The following is a 20,606-nucleotide window of genomic DNA, read 5'->3' as shown; positions in this document are numbered from 1 at the left end:
GCCTTGAGTCGCGCCATGTCGGCGTCGCGGATATGGCGCCGGTCCTCGCGCAAATGCGCGGTGATGCCGTCGGCGCCGGCCTCGATCGCGAGCAGCGCGGCGCGCACCGGATCGGGCGTAGCGCCGGCGCGGGCGTTGCGCAGGGTGGCGATGTGGTCGACGTTGACGCCGAGGCGGAGCGGCGGAGCTTTGGACATCGAAGGACTCGCAAGAACGTCAATAAAAGCAGCCCGACAGCTCTACCCCATCTTCGGGCGCGGCGCCGCAGTCAAAGCGGCAGACTAGCCATTCACGCGGTCGACCCGCGCCACGATGGCCTTGGCGCGGAGCTGGTTGATGATCGCACTGAGATGCTTGAGGTCGTAGACCTCGAGATCGATGGTCAGCTCGGTGAAATCGGGCGAACGGCGGCTCATGCTGATGTTGTCGATGTTGCCGTCGTGCTCGGCGATCACGGTCGCGACCTGGGCGAGGCTGCCGGGCTCGTTGACGTTCTCGACCCGGATGCGGGCTGGAAAGCGCTGCGGCGTGCCCTCATCGACATCCCAGCGCACGTCGAGCCAGCGCTCCGGCTCCTCCTCGAAATCCTTCAGCGCCGGCGACTGGATCGGATAGATCGTGATCCCCTCGCCCGGCGTGACGATGCCGACGATACGGTCGCCGGGAACGGCGCCGCCGTTCGGCGCGAACTTGACCGGCAGACCGGAATTGATGCCGCGAATCGGAATCGCCGACGGCACGCGCTGGGTGTCTGTGGCGCCTTTGGCAGCCGCGGGCACGGCCGGCGCCGTGCCCTTCTTGGGGCCGTAACGCACCGCCCGCTCTTCTTTATAATCAGGATACATCGCACGCGCGACGTCGGAGGCCTTGATCTCGCCGCGGCCGACCGCAGCCATCACGTCGTCGATCGAAGCGCGCGCCAGCCGCGGCAGCGCGCCCTTCAGCTTGTCGTCGGCGTATTCCAACTTGGTGCGCTCGAACAGCCGCTCGACGATGCGCCGGCCGAGCCCGGCATATTGGTCGCGCACGGCCGTGCGGGTGGCGCGGCGGATCGCCGCCCGTGCCTTGCCGGTCACCGCGAGCCCTTCCCAGGCCGACGGCGGCGCCGACTGCGCGTCCGACGTCAAGACCTCGACCTCGTCGCCGTTCTGCAGCTCCGAGGACAACGGCGCAAACTTGCCGTTGATCTTGCTGCCGACCGCGCTGTTGCCGACGTCAGTATGCACCGCATAGGCGAAGTCGATCACGTTGGCGTGGCGCGGCAACGCGATCAGCTTGCCCTTCGGAGTGAAGCAGAACACCTGATCGTGAAACAGCTCGAGCTTGGTGTGCTCGAGAAACTCCTCCGGATTGGCGCTCTCCGACAGGATGCCGATGGTATGGCGCAGCCAGGCAAAGGCGTTGGATTCGCGCTTCAGAAGCTCAGTGGGCGAGCCGATGCCGTCCTTGTAGAAGGCGTGCGCGGCAATACCGAGTTCGGCGATCTGGTCCATGTCCTCGGTGCGGATCTGCAGCTCAACCCGCTGTTGCCCGGGGCCGATCACGGTGGTGTGAATCGAGCGGTAGTCGTTCTGTTTCGGGGTCGAGATGTAGTCCTTGAAGCGGCCGGGAACGACGGGCCAGGTTGTATGCACGATGCCGAGCGCACGATAGCAGCACTCGACGTTGGGCATGATGACCCGAAAGCCGAAGATGTCGGAGAGCTGCTCGAAGCCGACCGACTTGCGCTCCATCTTGGTCCAGATCGAGAAAGGCTTCTTGCGCCGGCCGATGACGCGGGCGCTGAGCCCATTGTCGCGGAACTTCTTGGCGAGCTGACTCTCGATCTCGCTGATCAGGTTGCGGTTGCGCTCGGTGAGCGCGTCGAGCCGTTGCATCACGACATTGTAGGCATCGGCGTCGAGGGTGCGGAAGGACAGGTCCTCCAGCTCCTCGCGCATCTCCTGCATGCCCATCCGCCCAGCCAAGGGCGCATAGATGTCGAGCGTTTCCTCGGCGATGCGCCGCCGCGATGCCTCGGGGACGAATTCCAGGGTTCGCATGTTGTGCAGGCGGTCCGCGAGCTTCACCAGCAGCACCCGCACATCGTCGGCAATGGCGAGCAGCAGCTTGCGCAGGTTCTCGGCCTGCTTGGCCTCGCGCGACACCAGCTCCAGCCGCTTCAGCTTGGTCAGGCCTTCCACCAGCGCGCCGATCTCATGGCCGAAGATCTGGTCGATCTCGGCCCGCGTCGCTTCGGTGTCCTCGATGGTGTCGTGCAGCAGCGCCGCGACGATGGTGGCGTCGTCGAGCTTGAGGTCGGTCAGGATCGCCGCGACCTCCAGCGGGTGGGTGAAATAGGGGTCGCCGGACGCACGGGTCTGCGAGCCGTGAGCCTTCATGGCATAAACATAGGCCCGGTTGAGCAGATCTTCGTTGGTGTTGGGATTGTAAGACCTGACACGCTCAACGAGGTCATATTGCCGCATCATCCGCGACCGCGGCGTCTTCGCACGCGCCGGCACAGGCTGCTGCGGCACCACGGCGACCGAATCGCTCGCAGCCTGTATTTGCGGTGGACTCTGGCGCGAAACCGCCATGGATGAAGGGGCCCTGTGCTGAAATGGGAACGCATCGGCCGTTTCAGGCGCGACGCACGGCACATGGTAACCACGAAATCACCCGCAAATGCAAAGGCCCGGACATGGTCCGGGCCTTCGCATTTGCTTGAATTGATTCGAGATCAACGAGATCGCGGCGTAGAGGTCGTTACTCGTCCTCTTCCGGCTGCTCTTCCGGCGGAGCCAGGCCTTCGAGACCCTTCAGAAGCTCTTCCTCGGTCATCCGTTCCACTGCCACCTCGGTGTCGTCAGCATCGACGCTGGCGCCGGCCGAGCCGATCAATGGCACGGTGTCGGGCTCTGGTTCATCAACCTCGACGAACTTCTGCAGTGAATGCACCAATTCCTCTTTGAGGTCCTCCGGGGAGATCGTCGAATCCGCAATCTCCCGGAGTGCCACAACGGGATTCTTGTCATTATCTCGATCAATCGTAAGTTGTGATCCGGACGAGATCATGCGGGCGCGATGCGCCGCCAGCAGGACGAGGTCGAACCGATTGTCCACCTTATCAATACAATCTTCCACGGTGACGCGCGCCATTGATCGTCGCTCCGGTCTTTTGTGTGCCTAATATGCTGATTATGTTGGGCTAGTTATAGGGACCGATCGCTTTCCGCAAGGTTTATCTGGCGGCCAACTGCCTTTGAGCACGGTCCGGATGCCCCCCTGTTCTGAAATTATCTGGCCTCGGGCGGCCGAATGGGCGTAATGCGGCTTTTGGACAAGAAAACGCTTTATTGCGCCGTCAGAAGTGCAGCTTTGTTACCCTGACTACTCCCATTTGCGGTAGCGTTACACCGGACGATCCGCGCGCCATGGCAGTCCGGCTTGGCAATCCGACTTGGCAGTACGACTTGGCAGTACGACTTGGCCTTGCGACTTGGCAGTACCTTGAATGCGAAAATGCGCAGGCTGCTCCAGCCGCGCCAAAAACCAGAAGCCCAATTCAACGCGAGAAACTGAATGTCATCTTCCACCAACAAGATTGCGCTCTTCATTGACGGCGCCAACCTCTATGCGACAGCCAAGACGCTCGGTTTCGATATCGACTACAAGCGCCTGCTCAAGGAATTTCAGAGCCGCGGCACCCTGCTCCGTGCCTTCTACTACACGGCGATCATCGAAGATCAGGAATATTCGTCGATACGTCCGCTGATCGATTGGCTCGACTACAACGGGTACACCGTCGTCACCAAGGCGACCAAGGAATTCATCGACGCGTCCGGCCGCCGCAAGGTGAAGGGCAACATGGATATCGAGCTCGCGGTCGACGCCATGGAGCTCGCCGAGCATATCGACCAGATGGTGCTGTTCTCCGGCGATGGCGATTTCCGCTCGCTGGTCGAGGCCATGCAGCGCCGCGGCGTGCGCGTCACCGTGATCTCGACCATCTCGAGCCAACCGCCGATGATCGCCGACGAGCTCCGCCGCCAGGCCGACGTCTTCACCGATCTCGTCGAGCTGCAGTCGAAGCTCGGCCGCGATCCCTCTGAGCGTCCGGCACCGCGCGAGCCGCGCCATCACTCGCCGCAATTCCTGCAGCGCGCGACCACCGTGGCCCCGCGTGGCGGCAACGATGACGATTTCGAGGACTGAGAAAGCGAGCAGTGGGACCGGCAAGGTTGCATCCGGGACCACCCACACCCTCCCCACGGCGCCCGACCGCGATTGCCCGCTCTGTCCACGCCTTGTGGCTTTCCGCAATGCGCAGCGTGCGCGTGAGCCCTCATGGTTCAACGCACCCGTACCGTCCTTTGGCGATGCGGGTGCGCGGCTCCTGATCGTCGGACTTGCGCCGGGATTGCAGGGCGCGAACAGGACCGGCCGGCCGTTCACAGGCGATTACGCCGGCGACCTGCTCTACAGCACGCTGCTGCGTTACGGCTTTGCCAAGGGGCAATTCCTCGCGCGTCCCGATGATGGGCTGGCGCTGGTCGACTGCCGGATCAGCAATGCGGTGCGCTGCGTGCCGCCGCAGAACAAGCCGCTGCCGGCCGAGATCAGTCAGTGCCGACAATTCCTGACTGCCACCATCGCCGCGATGCCCCGCCTGCGCGCGATCGTCGCGCTCGGCCGCATCTCGCACGATACGCTGCTGAAGGTGTTCGGCCTGCGCGCAGTAGCCACGAAATTCGCCCATGGTGCGATTCATCGGGCGGGCGAGCTGACGATCTATGACAGCTATCACTGCTCGCGCTACAACACGAACACCGGCGTGCTGACCACCGAGATGTTTCATCAGGTGTTCGCAAAGGTGAAGGCGGATCTCGACCAGATCTCGTAGGGTGGGCAAAGCGAAGCGTGCCCACCATCGATCCATGGTGTTAGACGGTGCGCGCGCCTAGCGTCACCCACAGGAAAAGGACGCTTTCGCCGATCCTGCGTATCCGGCCTCGAAAATGGTGGGCACGCTTCGCTTTGCCCACCCTACCGGACTCACATCGTCTGCGGCCTAGACGCGGTTGTCCTTCAGCCAGGCCAGCACGTCGGCCGCATTCCGGTCGGGCGGAAACACCGGATAGAACACGTGCGTGATCCGCGCATCATCCACGATCAGCGCCAGGCGCTTGATCATGGTGAGCCCTGCAACCTCCATGGTCGGCAGATCGAGCGCGTGGGTCAGCTCGAGCTTCTCGTCCGACAGCACGGGAAATGGCAGATGCAGCCGCGAGGCCATCTCGATCTGATAATCGTTGCTCTGGGTCGAGAGGCCGAACACCTGAGATGCGCCGGCGGCCTTGAGTTCGCCGAACAGGTCGCGGAACGAGCATGTCTGCGGCGTGCAGCCGCGCGCGCCCGGAATCATGTCCCAGTCCTCCACCAGCGCCACCTTGCCGGGCTCGCCCGTGCGCGGATAGCCGAACACGACGGTGCGGCCCTGCAAGGCCGACAGCGTCACCATGGTGTCGTCGGTGGCACGCAATGAGACCTTCGGAATCGCCAGGCCAACGAGATGCGCGGCCGCGCCGTCATCGTTCGGCGCCGGAATCTTGCTCCAGTCGACGTCCTGCAGGCTCTTCTGGTTCATGCCGATGTCCCTAGATAATGGTGAGGTCGCATCAATTTCCAAGCAACGGAGGCCACCTCTCCCATCGGGAGAGGTCGGATTGCATCGTCGGATGCAATCCGGGTGAGGGGTTACGGTCCATCGTAGGCCAGAGCCCCCTCACCCGGATCGCTTCGCGATCCGACCTCTCCCCGCTGGGGAGAGGTGAACCGAGTTCGCCGCACGTCTTTCGCGTCAATCGAGATCATCGCGTCAACTACTTTCCGAACTCGATCAGCCCCGCGCCCGCAGCAGGCGGCCCTTCTCGCGGCTCCAGTCGCGCTTCTTCTCGGTCTCGCGCTTGTCGTGCAGCTTCTTGCCTTTGGCGATGGCCAACTGCAGCTTGGCCCGGCCGCGCTCGTTGAAATAGAGCTTCAGCGGGATCAGCGTCATGCCTTCGCGGTCGACCGCGCCCAGCAGCTTGTTGATCTGCTTTTTGTGCAGCAGCAGCTTGCGCGGCCGCTTCGGTTCGTGATTGAAGCGGTTGGCCTGCAGATATTCCGGGATGTTGGCGTTGATCAGCCAGATCTCGCCGTCCTTGGAATCGGCATAGGATTCGGCGATCGTCGACTTGCCGAGGCGGATCGACTTCACCTCGGTGCCGGTCAGCGCGATGCCGGCCTCGACGGTGTCCTCGATCGCGTAGTTGAACCGCGCCTTGCGGTTCTCGGCGACGACCTTGATCGCGGGCTCTTTCTTGTCAGCCACGTCAGGCTTTCTTCAGCAGGTCGCGAATTTCGGCCAGCAGCTCGACCTCGCGCGACGGTTTTGCGGGCGGCGGCGGCGCCGCCTCCTGATGCCGCTTCAGCTGGCTCATCAGGCGAACGACAATGAACAGCACGAAAGCGATGATCACGAAGTTCAGGGTCAGGGTGATGAAGTTGCCGTAGGCCAGGACCGCGCCCTGCTTCTTGGCATCAGCCAGATTGGTCGCGGTCACCTTCGCGGACAGTGGGACGTAGTAATTGGAGAAATCGAGACCGCCGGTGGCCGCGCCGATCAGCGGCATGATGATGTCGCCGACCAGCGAGGTGACGATGGCGCCGAAGGCCGCGCCGATGATGACGGCGACCGCGAGGTCGACGACATTGCCCTTCATCGCGAACTCACGAAACTCCTTCAGCATCACAATCCCCCTCAATTGAACACGTGGACATCCTAACGCAGCTTGCAGCAGCCGGCTTCAGTTGATCAAACCGGCATGGATCATCGCGGCGCGCACCGCGACGCGGGTCGGCTCGGACGCCGGCACCATCGGCAGGCGCAGTCTCTCGTCCATCTTGCCGAGCAGCGACATCGCATATTTGATCGGCGCCGGGCTCGATTCCATGAACAGATTGGTGTGCAGCGGCATCAGCTTGTCGTGAATCTTGAGCGCGGTGGCATGATCACCCTTCTGCCAGGCGGTGTGGAATTCCGAGCACAGCCGTGGCGCCACGTTCGACGTCACCGAGATGCAGCCATGGCCGCCATGCGCCATGTAGCCGATGATCGTCGCGTCCTCGCCGGACAGCTGGTTGAAGTCCTCGCCCATCGCCGCCCGCTGCTGCGACACCCGCACCATGCTGGCCGTGGCGTCCTTGACGCCCGCGATGTTCTTCAGCTCGAACAGCCGCTTCATGGTGTCGACCGACATGTCGATCACCGAGCGCGGCGGGATGTTGTAGATGATGATCGGAATGCCGATGGCGTCGTTGATCGCCTTGAAGTGCTGGTACATGCCCTCTTGCGTGGGCTTGTTGTAATAGGGCGTCACCACCAGCACGGCATTGGCGCCGGCCTTCTCGGCGTGCTCGGCTAGTTCGATCGCCTCCTTGGTCGAGTTGGAACCGGCACCGGCGATCACCGGCACGCGACCCTTGGCCTCCTCGATGCACCATTCCACCACGCGCTTGTGCTCGTCATGGCTGAGCGTCGGGCTCTCGCCGGTGGTTCCGACCGGCACCAGGCCGTGAGTGCCCTCCGCGATCTGCCAGCCGACCAGTGAGCGGAAGGCGGCCTCGTCCAGCGATCCATTCTTGAACGGGGTCACCAGGGCTGTGAAAGAGCCTCGGAAATTGGTCTTGGCCGCCATCAAACTCCTCCCGAGCGCAGGTTTCGCGCCGATTTCACGGAAGGCGTGTTCATACCGGGTCTTAAGACCCGGCGGAAGGGCCGCCGTCCGCGAACCAGTCCTGTCAACAGACCCCGTCGTCCTCCGGTCGTGATTTTGCCGCGGAGCTGGCGCACAATGCATCATTCCTCGGCACATTTAGTATTTGTTCACCTTTTCGATAGACCAAAGCCGATAGGGATTGAACACCAGCCCCGCGAAGGAACGCCGTGCCCCTCTTTGCCCGTTCAGCCGCATTGCGATCGACCGCCCTGACGTTGTCGTTGACAGCCTCCCTCGCCGTGAGCCTCGTCGCGGTCTGGGGTGACGCCTGGGCCAAGGACAAGGTTCCGGTCCCGAAGCCACGCCCGGTCTCGCGCAGCGGCGCATCCAAAACCGCGCCAGGTGACGGCAGCAAGGGTGCGTCTGAGGCCAAGGCCGAGAGCAAGACAGAATCAAAGGGCGAAGTCCGGAAAGTTCCGGCACGGGACACCATCCCGGCTGCCGCCGCGAGCATCCCGCCGGCGCCGCGACAGCACGCCGCCCTGCCGCCGTCGCGCAAGCCAATGCTGCCGGCGGCGGTGGCCGCAACGTCGTCGACCTCGCAAGGCGACAAGGACACGCTGGAAAACGTGATCGAGCTGGTGCGCAAGCACAAGCCGGATGACGCCACCCAGGTCGAAACGAATATCTCGGACCCGGTGGCGCGCAAGCTGGCCGAATGGGTCATCCTGCGCAGCGACAACAATAACGCCAGCGTCGAACGCTACCGCGCTTTCATCTCGGCCAATCCGGGCTGGCCATCCCAAAGCTTCCTGCGGCGGCGGCTCGAGGCCTCTCTGTGGGACGACAAGCGCGACGATTCGGTGGTGTGGTCCTGGTTCGAGACCGAATCGCCCCGGTCGGCCAAGGGCCGCTTCTCGCTCGCCCGCGCCATGCTTGCGCGTGGCGACCGCGCCAACGCCGAGCGGCTGGTGCGGGAGGCCTGGCGCAACGATGCGATGTCGGAGGAAACCGAGAACAAGGTGCTGGACATGTTCGGCGCGCTGCTGTCGGGCGGCGACCACAAGGCGCGGATGGACACCCTGCTCTATGGCAGCGAGCAGGAGGCTGCGCTGCGCGCCGCCAAGCGGCTCGGCTCGGGCTATGTCGCGCTGGCCAAGGCGCGGATCGCCTCCAACCACAAGGCGCCGAACAGCCGCGCCTTGCTCGAAGCAGTGCCGTCAGAGCTGCACAACGACGCCGGCTACATCTTCGCCAAGATCCAGCTGCTGCGCCGCGAGGAGAAGTACGCGGAGGCGGCCCAGCTGATGCTGAGCGCGCCGCGGGATCCGAGTCGCATCTACAATGTCGACGAATGGTGGATCGAGCGCCGCCTGATCGCGCGCAAGATGATCGACACTGGCGAGTACCGCACCGCCTATCTGATCGCACGGGACGCCGCGCTGCCCAATCGCGACATTTACAAGACCGAGCAGGAATTCACGGCAGGCTGGATCGCGCTGCGCTTCCTCAACGACCCCGCCACCGCCGCCCACCACTTCGCCCGGATCGGCGTCGGCAGCGTCAACCCGACCACGCTGGCGCGCGCCGGCTATTGGCAGGGCCGCGCCGCGGAAGCGATGGGCCACATGCAGGAGGCACGCGCGGCCTACAACGCCGCCGCCGAGCAATCGACCAGCTATTACGGCCAGCTCGCGCGCGCCAAGCTCGGCCTGCCGCAGCTTGCGCTGAATGCTTCGCTGGCCGGACGCGGCCATAACGCCGAGCGGCTGGAGGTCGTGCGCGCGGTGCAGCTGCTCTACGATCTGGACGAAGGCGAGATCGCGATCCCGATCTTCGCCGACATGGGCGACAATGGCGACCCGGAGGTCCTGCTGGGGCTTGCCGAGATCGCCGCGCGGCAGAGCGATGCACGCGCAATGCTGCTGGTCGGCAAGTCCGCGCTCAATCGCGGCCTGCCGTTCGACCATTACGCCTATCCGGTCAACGGCGTTCCGGCATTCCGCGAGATCGGTCCCGAGGTCGAGCCAAGCGTGGTGTTCTCGATCGCGCGCCAGGAAAGCGCCTTCAATCCGGCCGTGGTGTCGCCGGCGCAGGCCTATGGCCTGATGCAGGTCACGCCGGATGCCGGCCGCTATGTCTGCAAGCGCGCCGGCGTCGGTTTCGACCTCAACCGGATGAAGACCGACCCGGTCTACAACGCCCAGCTCGGCGCCGCCGAGCTCGGCGGCCTGCTCGAGGACTATCGCGGCTCCTACATCATGACGTTCGCGGCCTACAATGCCGGCCGCGGCAGCGTGAAGAAATGGATCGATCGCTACGGCGATCCGCGCGATCCCAAGGTCGACGCGGTCGACTGGGTCGAGCTGATTCCGTTCTCCGAAACCCGCAACTATGTGCAGCGGGTGATGGAGAATCTGCAGGTCTATCGTGCCCGCTTCGGCGGCTCGTCACGGCTCCAGATCGAGGCCGATCTGCGCCGGGGCGCGACGGTCGAATGAGGCGAGTAGCGAATAGCGAATAGCGAATAGCGAATAGCGAATAGCGAATAGCGAATAGCGAGGCAGCACGAGCTCGGTTTGTCAAGCGCCGCTTCGTGCTCCCCTACTCGCTACTCCTACTGTTCGCTACTCCCTATTCGCCATTCGCCCTCAGAGTCAGAAATTGCGCTGGGCGCGCATCAGGAGCGAGACCGAATCCTGGTCCCTGAGCTGGTAGACGGCCGCCGGCTTGGCTATTGCCGCAACAGCAGGCGCGGTCGCCGTACCGGCAAATTTCTGGTCCAGACGCGTCCAGGCCAGATCCGCCGAGAAGGTCAGGTTCTTCACCGGGGTCCAGCGTGTGATCACGCCCAGCGTGGAAATGTTGAAGTCCGGATTGCAGTTCGCCCCCGCGATTCCCAGCTCGACGAAGCCGGCGCCGTTGCAGATCAGGCCCTTGGCCGTCGCGTTGTACCTGACGGCGCTCCAGGAGCCATACACCGCGGTATTCCAGAACGGATTCCAATTGTGGGTAAAGGCGCCCCGGAAGCCGTAGGTCGTCGTCAACTGCTGCTGAGTGCCGTTGGCGAAAACGGCGTCGGACACGCCGGCAAAGCCGAGGCTCTGAAACGCCCCTGCGAGATTGCTACCGCCGTACATCGCATAGTTGATCGGCGCCAAGCTCTGGAAATTGTAGCGGCTCGCACCGTTGGTATAAACGCCTTGAACGTTGAGCGTGTCGCCAGGGCCTGTCGGGATATTCTTGATCGACAAAGCGAGCTGACCGGCAAAGCCCCATTTGTCAGCCGGATGTCCCGTGATCTCCGTCGCGCCGAAATAGGCGGCGTGGTTATCATGCGCGGCAAGGGACGCCTGAAACAGGCCCCAGGCCTGATCGATGCGCACAATGCCGACGATGTCGGGCGAACGGGTCCCGCCGAAATCGCTGGCGCCATACGCGCCGGTCACGACGCCAGCGGCCGTCTGCGTCGAGACGTTCCAGAGATTGGACTGCGTGTACAGCGTCGGATCCTGCAGCGAGACCGCCGCCGTGATGCCCTGCCCGAAATCGGCGGTATAAGTGAGCTGGTTGACGCCGGTGACGGTACCGCCGCCGCCGGTCAGACCGTCGAAATTGTTGCCCGGATAGTTGGTCCAGGGCGCATCGAACTGCGACACCGCCTTGCCCATGGTGAAGCCCGCAAACTGGATGAAGGCATAGAACACCCCGAGCGTGCCGCCGCCGATCGCGTCGCCGGTATAGGTCGTCGGTGACGAGCCGGTCACGCCGCCGGTAGTCCATTGGAATACACCTTCAAAGAAGGTGCGGACCACGCCGTATTCGGTCGCAGTGCGGGTGTCGACGTTCAGATCAGCACGCGCTCGACTCGTATAATAGTTGCTGAGGCGATTGTTGGCGCCGGCGGCGCCGTTGGTCGCATTCTGAAAGATTGCGTTGCTCGCAAAAGCAGTCTCGGCGCGCAGATACCCACCGATCTTGAGGCAGGTGTCGGTGCCGGGGATGTAATAGAAACCTGCGCCGTAGAGTGAGCAGACTTTCACATACTCCACCGGCTTGGCCTTGATCGGCAGATCGGCTGCCTGAGCTCCACCCGCAGCGAGCATCATCGCCGCTGCCGAGCCAACTATAAAGCTCTTCCCCGTCTTCATTCCAACCTCCAAACTGCTCGCTTACGCTTGCTCACGCCAGGGATCACGATGCCGGGCTTCGCCGCCGAGCAGCGCCGGTACGATCACCTACGCCCCGCACGATGACGGCGATTCACGTTGCGGTCGCAACGATCGCGGGGCGCTTTCAGTGTTTTATCGGACCATTATCGTGACGCGGCAGAAGCCAGGTTTGACGCGTGCCTTCTGCCGGGCGCGGTGCTGCCTGCGGTGCGACGTCAATATTTCCTGGATTTGTCGCGATCTATTCCGGTGGCCGGCTTTGCACTCGGTTGAGGGACGGCAAACGCGCGTGCGCGATCATCTTCGCAAAAGACGCGCCATGCCGTGAGATTTCGGGCTCCGCCGCCTGTCGTGGTCCGGTCCATTGCCAGCAATGCCGGGTTCGATGCGCCCGACCCCGGTGGGCGCAGCAAATTTGGCGCGCCCCGGCCGTGACACAGCTTTGGCGTGGCCGGCCGCAAGTTTTGGGCACGGCTGCCGCGAGCTCAACGCGAAACCGAAATCAGATGAGCACGGGCGGCCCACGAACTCTCCGCAATGTCGGACGATTTCGCTGCTGCAATGCTCCGGAGAGATCGGAACGCGCCCAAGCGGAAGCGAAGGGCATTTCAGTTGGAAAAGAACCGTGTCTGTCGCCCGCAACGCTCGTCAGCGATCAGCACAAACAAAAACCTCCGGCAGTTGCCTGCCGGAGGTCTGTTCGATGGTCGTCAGAGGACGAGGATCAGAAGTTGCGCTGAGCGCGGAGCAGCATGCTGACCGAGTTCTGGTCCTTCAGCTCATACACGGCTGCCGGCTTGGCGACGGAAGCAATGCCCGGGCTGGTGATCGTGCCGGAGTACTTCTGGTCCAGATGGGTCCAGACAACGTCGGCAGTGAAGGCCAGGTTCTTGACCGGGGTCCAGACCACGTTGGTGCCGATGGCAGCCAGGTTGAAGTCCGGGTTACAGGTCGAACCGGGATTGGCGACCAGCGCGAAGTTCGTGCAGATCAGGCCCTTGCCGGTCGAACCGTAGCTCAGGTTGGCGTAAGCACCGTAGATGCCCGACGCCCAGTTCGGGCTCCAGTTGTGGGTGAAGCCGCCGCGGAAGCCCCAGGTCTTGACGGTGTCGATGCCTGTGCCAACACCGAAGACGCCGTCAGAGAGACCAGCAAAGCCGGTGCTCTGGTAGGCGCCAGCGCCGCTGCCGCTGAACATGAAGAAGCTCTGCGGGAACAGGCTCTGGAAGTTGTAGCGGGTCGCACCGTCGGTGTAGACCGCCTGCAGGTTCAGAGAGTCGCCAGGTCCGGTCGGGATGTTCTTGATCGACAACGAACCCTGAACCGCCCAGCCCCACTTGTCCGCCGGATGACCGGACAGCTCAGTGGCGCCGTAGTAGGCAGCGTGCAGGTCATGCGCGACAGCCGACAACTGGAACAGACCCCAGGCCTGGTCGACACGCACCGCGCCGACGATGTCAGGCGAACGCGTCCCGCCCCAATCGTTGGTGCCGTAGGTGCCAGACACGAGAGCAGCAGCAGCAGCAGCGCCCGTCGCGAAGCCAGTGGTGTTCCACAGGTTCGACTGGTCGTACTGCGTCGGATCCTGCAGCGCGATCGAACCGGTGATGCCCTGGCCGAAGTCGGCGGTGTAGGCAACCTGGTTCACGCCGGTGACGTGGTTCGAACCGCCCGGAAGCGTATCGGGACCGCCAGCCGGATAGCTCTGCCACGGTGCGTCGAAGATCGAGACCGTACGGCCGAAGGTGAAGCCGGCGAACTGGATGAAGGCATGGTAGACGCCGAGCGTGGCACCACCGATGCCGTCACCCGCGTAGGTGGACGTCGGGCTGCCGGTGTAGTTGCCGGTGGTCCAGGTGTACACCAAGTCGGCGTAGGTGCGGACCACGCCGTACTCGGTGGCAGTGCGCGTATCGATGGTCATGTCCATACGAGCGCGGCTGAACCAGTAGTTGGAGATGCGGTTGTTCGCACCCTGGGTGCCCTGCTGGAAGCTGTAGTCGCCCGCAGCAACCGTGGTGTCAGCGCGCAGATAGCCGCCGAACTTGATGCAGGTGTCGGTGCCCGGCATGTAGTAGAAACCAGCACCGTAGAGCGAGCAGACCCTCACATACTCGACCGCTTTGGCCTTGATCGGAAGGTCGGCTGCCTGGGCCCCGCCAATGACGAGCAGACCCGCCGCTGAGCCGAACAAAAGGCTCTTAACCGTCTTCATGATAACCTCCAAGTTGTTCCTCTTGAGAAAGGTCCGGACCAAGATCCCCCAGGACGATCCGACTTTCCCATCCGAAAAACCGCCTCAGCCGCTTCGCGCCATCGGACACACCCGCATCACGCGAGGGACTTAAGCGAAACCTCTGTTACGGGACGATCGAGTGACCCCCCACCGTCGTCAGGAACTATGCCTTCGCATCTCTGGTAATCAAAATAGTTTATTTGATCAGGTAATTGAATGCAGACGTAATGTGTCATGCCGGCAACACCGGGTTTGTCCGTCCCTGCACCCCGCACATGCCTGCCAGAACCAACCTAGTTGGGTGATTTCATTATGGATTTTTTTAAACTAGGGTCACAATTGCAGTTATATGATCGCGAGTCATGGCTCTTAGCAATTCCCCCCAGTCCGGCCCTGCAGACCCGGTGCAATCAACGCAAGACGTCGGATTGGCGCGCAAGAATCGCGACGCCGCTCGTCGATTCACCTGGGAGATCGCCTCCATCAGCGTTCACCTGGAGGAGCTGCGCTACTTCTGGGCCAAGGCGCTCGGCGTCAGCGGGCCGCAATGGATGATTTTGATGGCAGTCGCGGAGCTCGATCAAGGCGACGGCATTCCGGTCAATGCCGTTTCGAAGCGGCTGCACGTCGATTCGTCGTTCGTCACGACGCAGTCCAAGCTGCTCGAGAAAAAAGGCTTCATGCGCAGGAAGCCCGCGCCGGAGGATGCGCGCGTGGTCAAGATGTCGCTGACGGACAAGACCTACAAGCAGCTCGCCAATCTCGAGGCGCAGCAGAACGCGATCAATGATTTCATCTTCGAGGAATTCGACGAGCAGTCGCTGGCCGTCTTCACGGAGAAGCTCGCCGCGCTCAAGACGCGAATCGAGAAGGCCTGCATGAAGGTCACGCTCGGAATCTGATCCGACGCGGCGACGTCAGCTCCACAGCCGCCGCGCCTTGCTCAGGCGCGCCGCGATCCAGTCGAACACAAAGGCGTTGCCAGGAGCCGGATTGTCCGCACCGCCCTGCTCGCCGGCGAACAACTTCAGCGTGATGTCCGGATGGTCCTGCTTCATCTCTGCGACCAGCCTGGCGACATGATCGGGCTGCAGCCAGCCCTGCTCGCGCAGCGCCACCAGGACCGGGCACATGATTCGACGCGCCACCCGACTTGTGCTGCCGATGTCGATCGCGGCACCTGCCGCGGCCGAATAACCGGCCAAAAACGCGCGCTCCTGCATGTCCCAGAGCCCGGCATCGCAGACCGCTGCGGCATAGCGCCGATCCAGCGCGATTCCGCGCGCGACAAAGGACGAGCCCCATTCGTCGGCAAGGATGGCGATCCGGTGCTCGTCGACATCGTCTCGGTCCGTCAAATAGTCCATCGCGCAGCCGATCGCCGATTCGAGCTCGCGGCTGCCGACGATATCGGCGAAGCCTTCGCCGCTGTCGGCGCCAAGCAGATCGACGACCAGCAGCGACAATCCGCGCTCCATGGCGAGATGCGCCAGCTTGGGTAGGCAGGACTCCTTGCGCTGGCCGGGCTCGCTGACGCAGAGCACCGCCGGCGCCTCGCCCGCTTCGCCTCGCGCCGGCAGAAAATAGCCCTGCAGCGGATAGTCCGCACGCCACGGAATCATGACGACCTCGCCCTGCGGATCGCGGCAGTGCAGGAAGGCGCGCGCGCAGGTGCGCATCCGGGCGACCATCGCCTGGGCACGCGAATCGTCGCCCTCGAACGGGAACGCCGCAGCCTGATAATAGGCGATCGCGCGCAGCCAGCCGGCCATGGCCGTCTCCGCGCAGCCGCGGCTGATGGCGCTCTCTGCCACCTGGCCCGCCTGATGCGCCATCACGGCCCATTCACGGTGCCAGGAATTCTCGTCATCGATGTCGATGCGCTGCGCCGCTGCGAGACATTCGCCGATATCCGGACTCGCGTCAGGCACGGATCCCAACAGCCGCATGAACTCGCTGGAGAGGTCGTCCCGCTCCAACCAGTGACTGCATGTCTTCAGAAACTCTCCCGACCGCATGGCAAGATCACTCTCATGCTCCACAACCAGCAAGCGCAATGTGACTTCACTGGGAATTTACCGTCAAGTGATCACGAGATATTTTTTTGTACGATAGCGGACATTCCCGGCAATATTCTTGCGCTGGTTCACGATGACCCAAGCAGCATTCAGACCGATTCGATTCGAATATCGAAGGTTCTGGCAGATTCGGAGCCCCAAAAAGCCGAAAAGCCCCCAGCGGGGCATCGCTGGAGGCTTCGGAGGTCTAACATCAGATAAGATTCTGTCTCCTCTGAGATGCCGGGTCGCCAGGGCGGCGGCATAAGCAAACATTACCTTAGTAACTAAGATATTTTCAACATGTTTTCTCCGAACTCGCGCACTTAATTATAAGCCGATGATTTCATGCAAAAAATCCCCGGGGCCGGAGAGAGATTCCGCAGAAGTGGGCGGCCCGGGGTTCCAATGAAACGCGCCGGCTTCTGCATGCGAGTCGCAGCAGCCCGGCCGCCGTTAGGGCAGCAGCTCTGGGAGATCATGAGCGTGCTGCGGCAGATCACAGAACATCCGGAGTCGATCCTGCACCACACGATGGCATTCGCAGGCACGTCGCCGCAGGCCGGCAGTGTCGCGGATCCGAAGCGAGCCACGGGCGCAGGCGACGAGGCCGCCCGCCCCCATGTCCGCCAGCACATGCGAGACGCCGGCCCGGCGCACGCCGAGCGCGCTCGCGATCTGAGCATGCGTCACCGGCAACTCATCGCTGTCGCAGAGCTCCTGTGCCCGCAGCAACCAGCGCGCCACGCGCTCGGGGATTTCGTGCTTCGCGTTGCACAGCGCGACCTGGGCTTTCAGTGTCATCAGGAGCTGAACATATTTGAGCAGGTGCTCCTTGATCGCCGGTCGCTCGGCGAGAATCAGGCGCAGCCGCTCCGCCTCGATCGTCAGCGCGATGCTCGGCACGAGGACGACGGTGCGCTGGATCGCCTGCATCGTGCCGAGCACGACCGAGACCCCGATGAAGCCGTGGCGCCCGATGCAGGCGACCTCGATCGCTCCGCCATCCCTGGCCATGCTCACGACGCGTGAAATCAATCCACTCTCGATGAAATACACCCGCTGGGGACAGCTGAGCACATCGTGCAGGATTGCGTTTCGCCGCAGCCGTACCAGCTTCAAATGAGGGCGCAGCAACGCAAATTCCGCATCGGGGAGCGTCGCCAGCAGCATGTTGCGCACGACAGATGCGGAAGATGACGCCATAGCGATGTGCGCCGTCGAAGCGGATTCAGACATCCTGCGACAAAACTCCGTCCCCATTTGCTCTTCGCTCTTTGGTGGCGATTGAGCTGCATCACGTGTCAACAGTCGAAGCGAGTGCTCCTGACGGCTTATTGGAAGATTATCGCATTCCCTGCAAGCGCGCGGACCTGCAATTTAACGGAGCGAATCGCTTCGCCGTACCGGGGGACGACGTCCCGCGGGGTCCGGGAAAGCCAGCGCGAATGGCTCCACATCAGCAACAAAAACCCCGGCGGTTGCCCGCCGGGGTTTCCCTCAATCGAGGTCGGGTGACCCGATTACCAGTTGCGCTGGGCGCGGATCAGCAGGCTGACCGTGTCCTGATCCTTCAGAGCATAGGTTCCGGCCGGAACGGCGGTCGCACTCGAGCCACCGTAGGTCGCGGTGCCGGAGTACTTCTGGTCGAGGTGGGTCCACGCCACGTCAGCCGAGAAGGTCAGGTTCTTCACCGGGGTCCAGCGGGTGATCGTACCGAGCTGGGCGATGTTGAAGTTCGGGTTGCAGTTGGCCGCGGTGATGCCGAGGCCAGTGATACCCGCGCTGGTGCAGATCAGCGCCTTGGCAGCGCCGTCGTAACGGACGCCAGCGTAAGCGCCGTACAGCGACGTATTCCAGTAGGGGTTCCAGTTGTGCGTGAAGGCACCGCGGAAGCCCCAGGTCGAGGTCAGCTCGAGACCGGTGCCGGTGGCAGCCGACGTACCGGCGTACACTGCATCGCCAAGGCCGGCGAAGCCGACGCCGCCGTTGTTGAACAGCGAGTACGAGGTCGGGCTCAGGCTCTGGAAGTTGTAGCGGCTCGCACCGTTGGTGTAGACGCCCTGGACGTTGATGGTGTCGCCAGGACCGGTCGGGATGTTCTTGATCGACAACGATGCCTGAGTGGCCCAGCCCCACTTGTCGCCGGGATGGCCAGTGGCCTCGCTCGCACCGTAGTAGCCGACGTGGTTGTCATGCGCTGCCGCCGACAACTGGAACAGACCCCAGGCCTGGTCGACGCGCAGGGCGCCGATGAAGTCCGGAGAGCGCGTGCCGCCGTAGTTGCTGACGCCATAAGAGCCGCCGACGATGCCGGCCGCCGAGGCGCCCGAGACGTTCCAGATCGAGGTCTGGTAATACTGCGACTGGTCTTCAGCCGACAGCGACAAGGTGATGCCCTGGCCGAAGTCCGCGGTGTAGGCGAACTGGTTGACACCGGTGACGGTGCCGCTGCCGCCGACGAGACCGTCGAAGTTGTTGCCCGGGTAGTTGGTCCAGGGCGCGTCGAACTGCGACACGGCCTTACCCATCGTGAAGCCGGCGAACTGGATGAAGGCGTAGTACACACCGAGCGAACCGCCGGCGATGCCATCATTGCTGAGGCCGTTGACGGAGGTCAGGCCGGCCGAGCTCGCCGAACCAGTCGAATACTGGGTGCCGCCATTGCCGATGCCGGTGTAGGTGCCCGAGGTCCAGGAGAACGTCAGGTCGGCATAGGTGCGGACCACGCCGTACTCGGTCGCGGTGCGCGTGTCGATGTTGAAGTCTTCACGCGAACGGGCCAGATAGTAATTGGTCAGGCGGTTGCTGGCGGCGTTGACGCCGGTGCTCTGCTGGCTGAAGTCGCCGCCGACATTGGCGAGACCGTCAACACGCAGATAGCCACCCAGCTTGATGCAGGTGTCGGTGCCGGGGATGTAGTAGAAGCCTGCGCCGTAAAGCGAGCAGACGCGCACGTACTCAACGGCCTTCGCCTTGATCGGCAAGTCAGCCGCCTGCGCTCCGGCCACAGCGAGCAGAGCCGCCGCGGAGCCCAGAGCAAGGCTCTTAATCACGTTCATGTTAAACCTCCAAGTTGCTCAATCAGGGAAGGTTCCGGCTCCGCCGGGTGTGAGACACCCTTGAGGTTTGGTTCCCTTGACCCCTTCGACCCGCAGCTCAGCCGCTTCGCGCCATCGGACACACCCGCATCACGCGAGGGACTTGAGCGAACGACCTAAACGGGACGACGTCGGGATGCCCCCCTTCGTCGCAGGGGCAGAATTACCGAACGGGATTGCACACGCAACAAAGGAACCACTTGCGCGGCCCTGCCGGGGCGCGTTTTCAAAACGGTGTTGCACAAATAACACGAGGGTTTTACTGGTTATCCTCTCACAAGCTTTTGTTTTCGTAGGAATTTTCGGGAAGCCGGTTTTTCCGGACCGAAGCGCACGCAACCAAGGCTCGGATGGAACGACTTACCTCTGACCGGGCCTCCGCCGGGATGGATCGGATCGCGGAGCACGTCGGACGTCGAATCGCGGGTGGACGACCTCGCCTGCAGACGGGCAGCGGCACCGGCCGGATCCCTTCATTCTCCGATGTGTCGGCTTTGTGCCGCGGCACGATTCGGACGCGCTGGTGCAAAGCGCGGATCAAGACCCGACGCGATCAAGCGTTACAGACACGCATCATAGAGAGGGGTGCAATGGCGCGTCGGCCTCCCCGCCTGGGCGTCCAGATCGATGAGGCCGAAGCGCAAATCTCTCCGCCCTCGCCTCCCTCACAGCAATGGAGAGCGAGGATTTCTGTGCGTCCTCAATCTGCCGCTTGCGGCTCGCCGCGTCGTCGGGCATACCGACCGGAGCCGGAGACGTGGCCGAGTGGCTGAAGGCGGCGGTTTGCTAAACCGTTATAGGCTTGTAAAGGCCTATCGAGGGTTCGAATCCCTCCGTCTCCGCCAGCCTCTCTTTTCAAGCGCTTAGCCCAACATCAGAGCCAAAGGCCGATCCGCGGCTTGAGGCGGCTTTCGCCGACGCAAGAACGCGTCAGGGTTGTGGCGACTTTGTTAGGGCTCAAGGACGTGAACTGTACCCGACGGCGGCGGCCCGAGCCGTCGCTTGCGCCATTCGGCAGTCGGCGTGTCTTTGCCCGACTTTCGTTGAGTCCGCTTGCGGACACCGAGAATAGACCTTGGAATGCTGCCATAGACAGACTGTGGAAGGAACGAACACCAGCAACAGCCGTTGGCTGTGGGAGTACTTCCCTGCAGAAAACGCGCTTTCGCAACGCGACGGCCTCGAACAGGACCGCTGGCAGGAAGCATTCATCGGGGCGATCGAGGTTCTGCCTGCGAGAGACGAAGGCAGGCAGACATCTCTATCATGGCGACAGGCCGCCGGTCGCACCAATCCGC

Annotated in this window: 17 protein-coding genes and 1 tRNA gene; 6 read left to right on the top strand and 12 right to left on the bottom strand. The window is 63.1% G+C overall.

What is annotated here, in order from left to right; genetic code table 11:
• From WA702_RS14605 to rpoZ, 3 genes are all read right to left on the bottom strand, one after another.
• A partial coding sequence (locus WA702_RS14605) for a pyridoxine 5'-phosphate synthase (protein ID WP_425111243.1) occupies nucleotides 1-197 on the bottom strand: 197 nt, incomplete at its 3' end.
• A gap of 84 nt (nucleotides 198-281) precedes the next feature.
• Entirely contained in the window at nucleotides 282-2,579 is a 2,298-nt protein-coding gene (locus tag WA702_RS14600; RefSeq protein ID WP_425111242.1) for a RelA/SpoT family protein, read from the bottom strand.
• A gap of 169 nt (nucleotides 2,580-2,748) precedes the next feature.
• A complete protein-coding gene (gene rpoZ / locus WA702_RS14595) occupies nucleotides 2,749-3,141 on the bottom strand; it encodes a DNA-directed RNA polymerase subunit omega (protein ID WP_006612728.1) in 393 nt (130 codons plus the stop codon).
• Between the two features lie 423 nt (nucleotides 3,142-3,564).
• On the opposite strand from rpoZ, the gene WA702_RS14590 reads away from it, so the two are divergent.
• On the top strand, nucleotides 3,565-4,197 hold the full coding sequence (locus tag WA702_RS14590; protein WP_425111241.1) for an NYN domain-containing protein: 633 nt from the start codon (nucleotides 3,565-3,567) through the stop codon (nucleotides 4,195-4,197).
• On the top strand, nucleotides 4,178-4,885 hold the full coding sequence (locus WA702_RS14585) for a uracil-DNA glycosylase (protein WP_425111240.1): 708 nt from the start codon (nucleotides 4,178-4,180) through the stop codon (nucleotides 4,883-4,885). Before WA702_RS14590 ends, WA702_RS14585 begins: the two co-directional genes overlap by 20 nt.
• A 168-nt stretch (nucleotides 4,886-5,053) precedes the next feature.
• On the opposite strand, the gene WA702_RS14580 is transcribed toward WA702_RS14585, so the two are convergent.
• The 4 genes from WA702_RS14580 to dapA form a co-directional block, all read right to left on the bottom strand.
• Nucleotides 5,054-5,629 carry a peroxiredoxin gene (locus tag WA702_RS14580; RefSeq protein WP_425111239.1) on the bottom strand — a complete coding sequence of 192 codons (576 nt, stop codon included), beginning with the start codon at nucleotides 5,627-5,629 and terminating at the stop codon, nucleotides 5,054-5,056.
• Nucleotides 5,630-5,881: 252 nt separating this feature from the next.
• Nucleotides 5,882-6,355: an SsrA-binding protein SmpB gene (gene smpB / locus WA702_RS14575; protein WP_425111238.1), complete on the bottom strand. Its 474-nt coding sequence runs from the start codon at nucleotides 6,353-6,355 to the stop codon at nucleotides 5,882-5,884.
• Nucleotide 6,356: 1 nt separating this feature from the next.
• Entirely contained in the window at nucleotides 6,357-6,773 is a 417-nt protein-coding gene (mscL, locus tag WA702_RS14570) for a large conductance mechanosensitive channel protein MscL (protein ID WP_425111237.1), read from the bottom strand.
• A gap of 57 nt (nucleotides 6,774-6,830) precedes the next feature.
• Nucleotides 6,831-7,721: a 4-hydroxy-tetrahydrodipicolinate synthase gene (dapA, locus tag WA702_RS14565; RefSeq protein ID WP_425111236.1), complete on the bottom strand. Its 891-nt coding sequence runs from the start codon at nucleotides 7,719-7,721 to the stop codon at nucleotides 6,831-6,833.
• A gap of 248 nt (nucleotides 7,722-7,969) precedes the next feature.
• On the opposite strand from dapA, the gene WA702_RS14560 reads away from it, so the two are divergent.
• Entirely contained in the window at nucleotides 7,970-10,243 is a 2,274-nt protein-coding gene (locus tag WA702_RS14560; protein WP_425111235.1) for a lytic transglycosylase domain-containing protein, read from the top strand.
• A 156-nt stretch (nucleotides 10,244-10,399) separates the two neighbouring features.
• Here WA702_RS14560 and WA702_RS14555 read toward each other — a convergent pair whose 3' ends face one another.
• Nucleotides 10,400-11,893 (bottom strand): porin, encoded by a 1,494-nt coding sequence (locus WA702_RS14555; RefSeq protein WP_425111234.1) that lies wholly within the window; start codon nucleotides 11,891-11,893, stop codon nucleotides 10,400-10,402.
• Between the two features lie 745 nt (nucleotides 11,894-12,638).
• Nucleotides 12,639-14,129 carry a porin gene (locus tag WA702_RS14550; protein ID WP_425111233.1) on the bottom strand — a complete coding sequence of 497 codons (1,491 nt, stop codon included), beginning with the start codon at nucleotides 14,127-14,129 and terminating at the stop codon, nucleotides 12,639-12,641.
• Between the two features lie 425 nt (nucleotides 14,130-14,554).
• Between WA702_RS14550 and WA702_RS14545 the strand changes: the two genes are divergently transcribed.
• On the top strand, nucleotides 14,555-15,052 hold the full coding sequence (locus WA702_RS14545) for a MarR family winged helix-turn-helix transcriptional regulator (protein ID WP_425111232.1): 498 nt from the start codon (nucleotides 14,555-14,557) through the stop codon (nucleotides 15,050-15,052).
• Between the two features lie 15 nt (nucleotides 15,053-15,067).
• On the opposite strand, the gene WA702_RS14540 is transcribed toward WA702_RS14545, so the two are convergent.
• From WA702_RS14540 to WA702_RS14530, 3 genes are all read right to left on the bottom strand, one after another.
• A complete protein-coding gene (locus tag WA702_RS14540; protein WP_425111231.1) occupies nucleotides 15,068-16,129 on the bottom strand; it encodes an alpha/beta hydrolase family protein in 1,062 nt (353 codons plus the stop codon).
• A 534-nt stretch (nucleotides 16,130-16,663) separates the two neighbouring features.
• Nucleotides 16,664-17,413, bottom strand: a complete 750-nt coding sequence (locus tag WA702_RS14535; RefSeq protein ID WP_425111230.1) for a Crp/Fnr family transcriptional regulator — start codon at nucleotides 17,411-17,413, stop codon at nucleotides 16,664-16,666.
• Nucleotides 17,414-17,730: 317 nt separating this feature from the next.
• Nucleotides 17,731-19,269, bottom strand: a complete 1,539-nt coding sequence (locus tag WA702_RS14530; RefSeq protein WP_425111229.1) for a porin — start codon at nucleotides 19,267-19,269, stop codon at nucleotides 17,731-17,733.
• Nucleotides 19,270-20,059: 790 nt separating this feature from the next.
• On the opposite strand from WA702_RS14530, the gene WA702_RS14525 reads away from it, so the two are divergent.
• Together WA702_RS14525 and WA702_RS14520 are read left to right on the top strand one after the other, a co-directional pair.
• Nucleotides 20,060-20,153, top strand: a tRNA-Ser gene (locus WA702_RS14525).
• A 254-nt stretch (nucleotides 20,154-20,407) separates the two neighbouring features.
• The coding region (locus WA702_RS14520) for a hypothetical protein (protein WP_425111228.1) at nucleotides 20,408-20,606 on the top strand (199 nt) is incomplete at its 3' end.

Origin of the sequence: Bradyrhizobium sp., assembly GCF_049798375.1 — a bacterium.
Lineage (GTDB): Bacteria > Pseudomonadota > Alphaproteobacteria > Rhizobiales > Xanthobacteraceae > Bradyrhizobium.
This window is presented reverse-complemented; position numbering and strand designations above follow the sequence as displayed.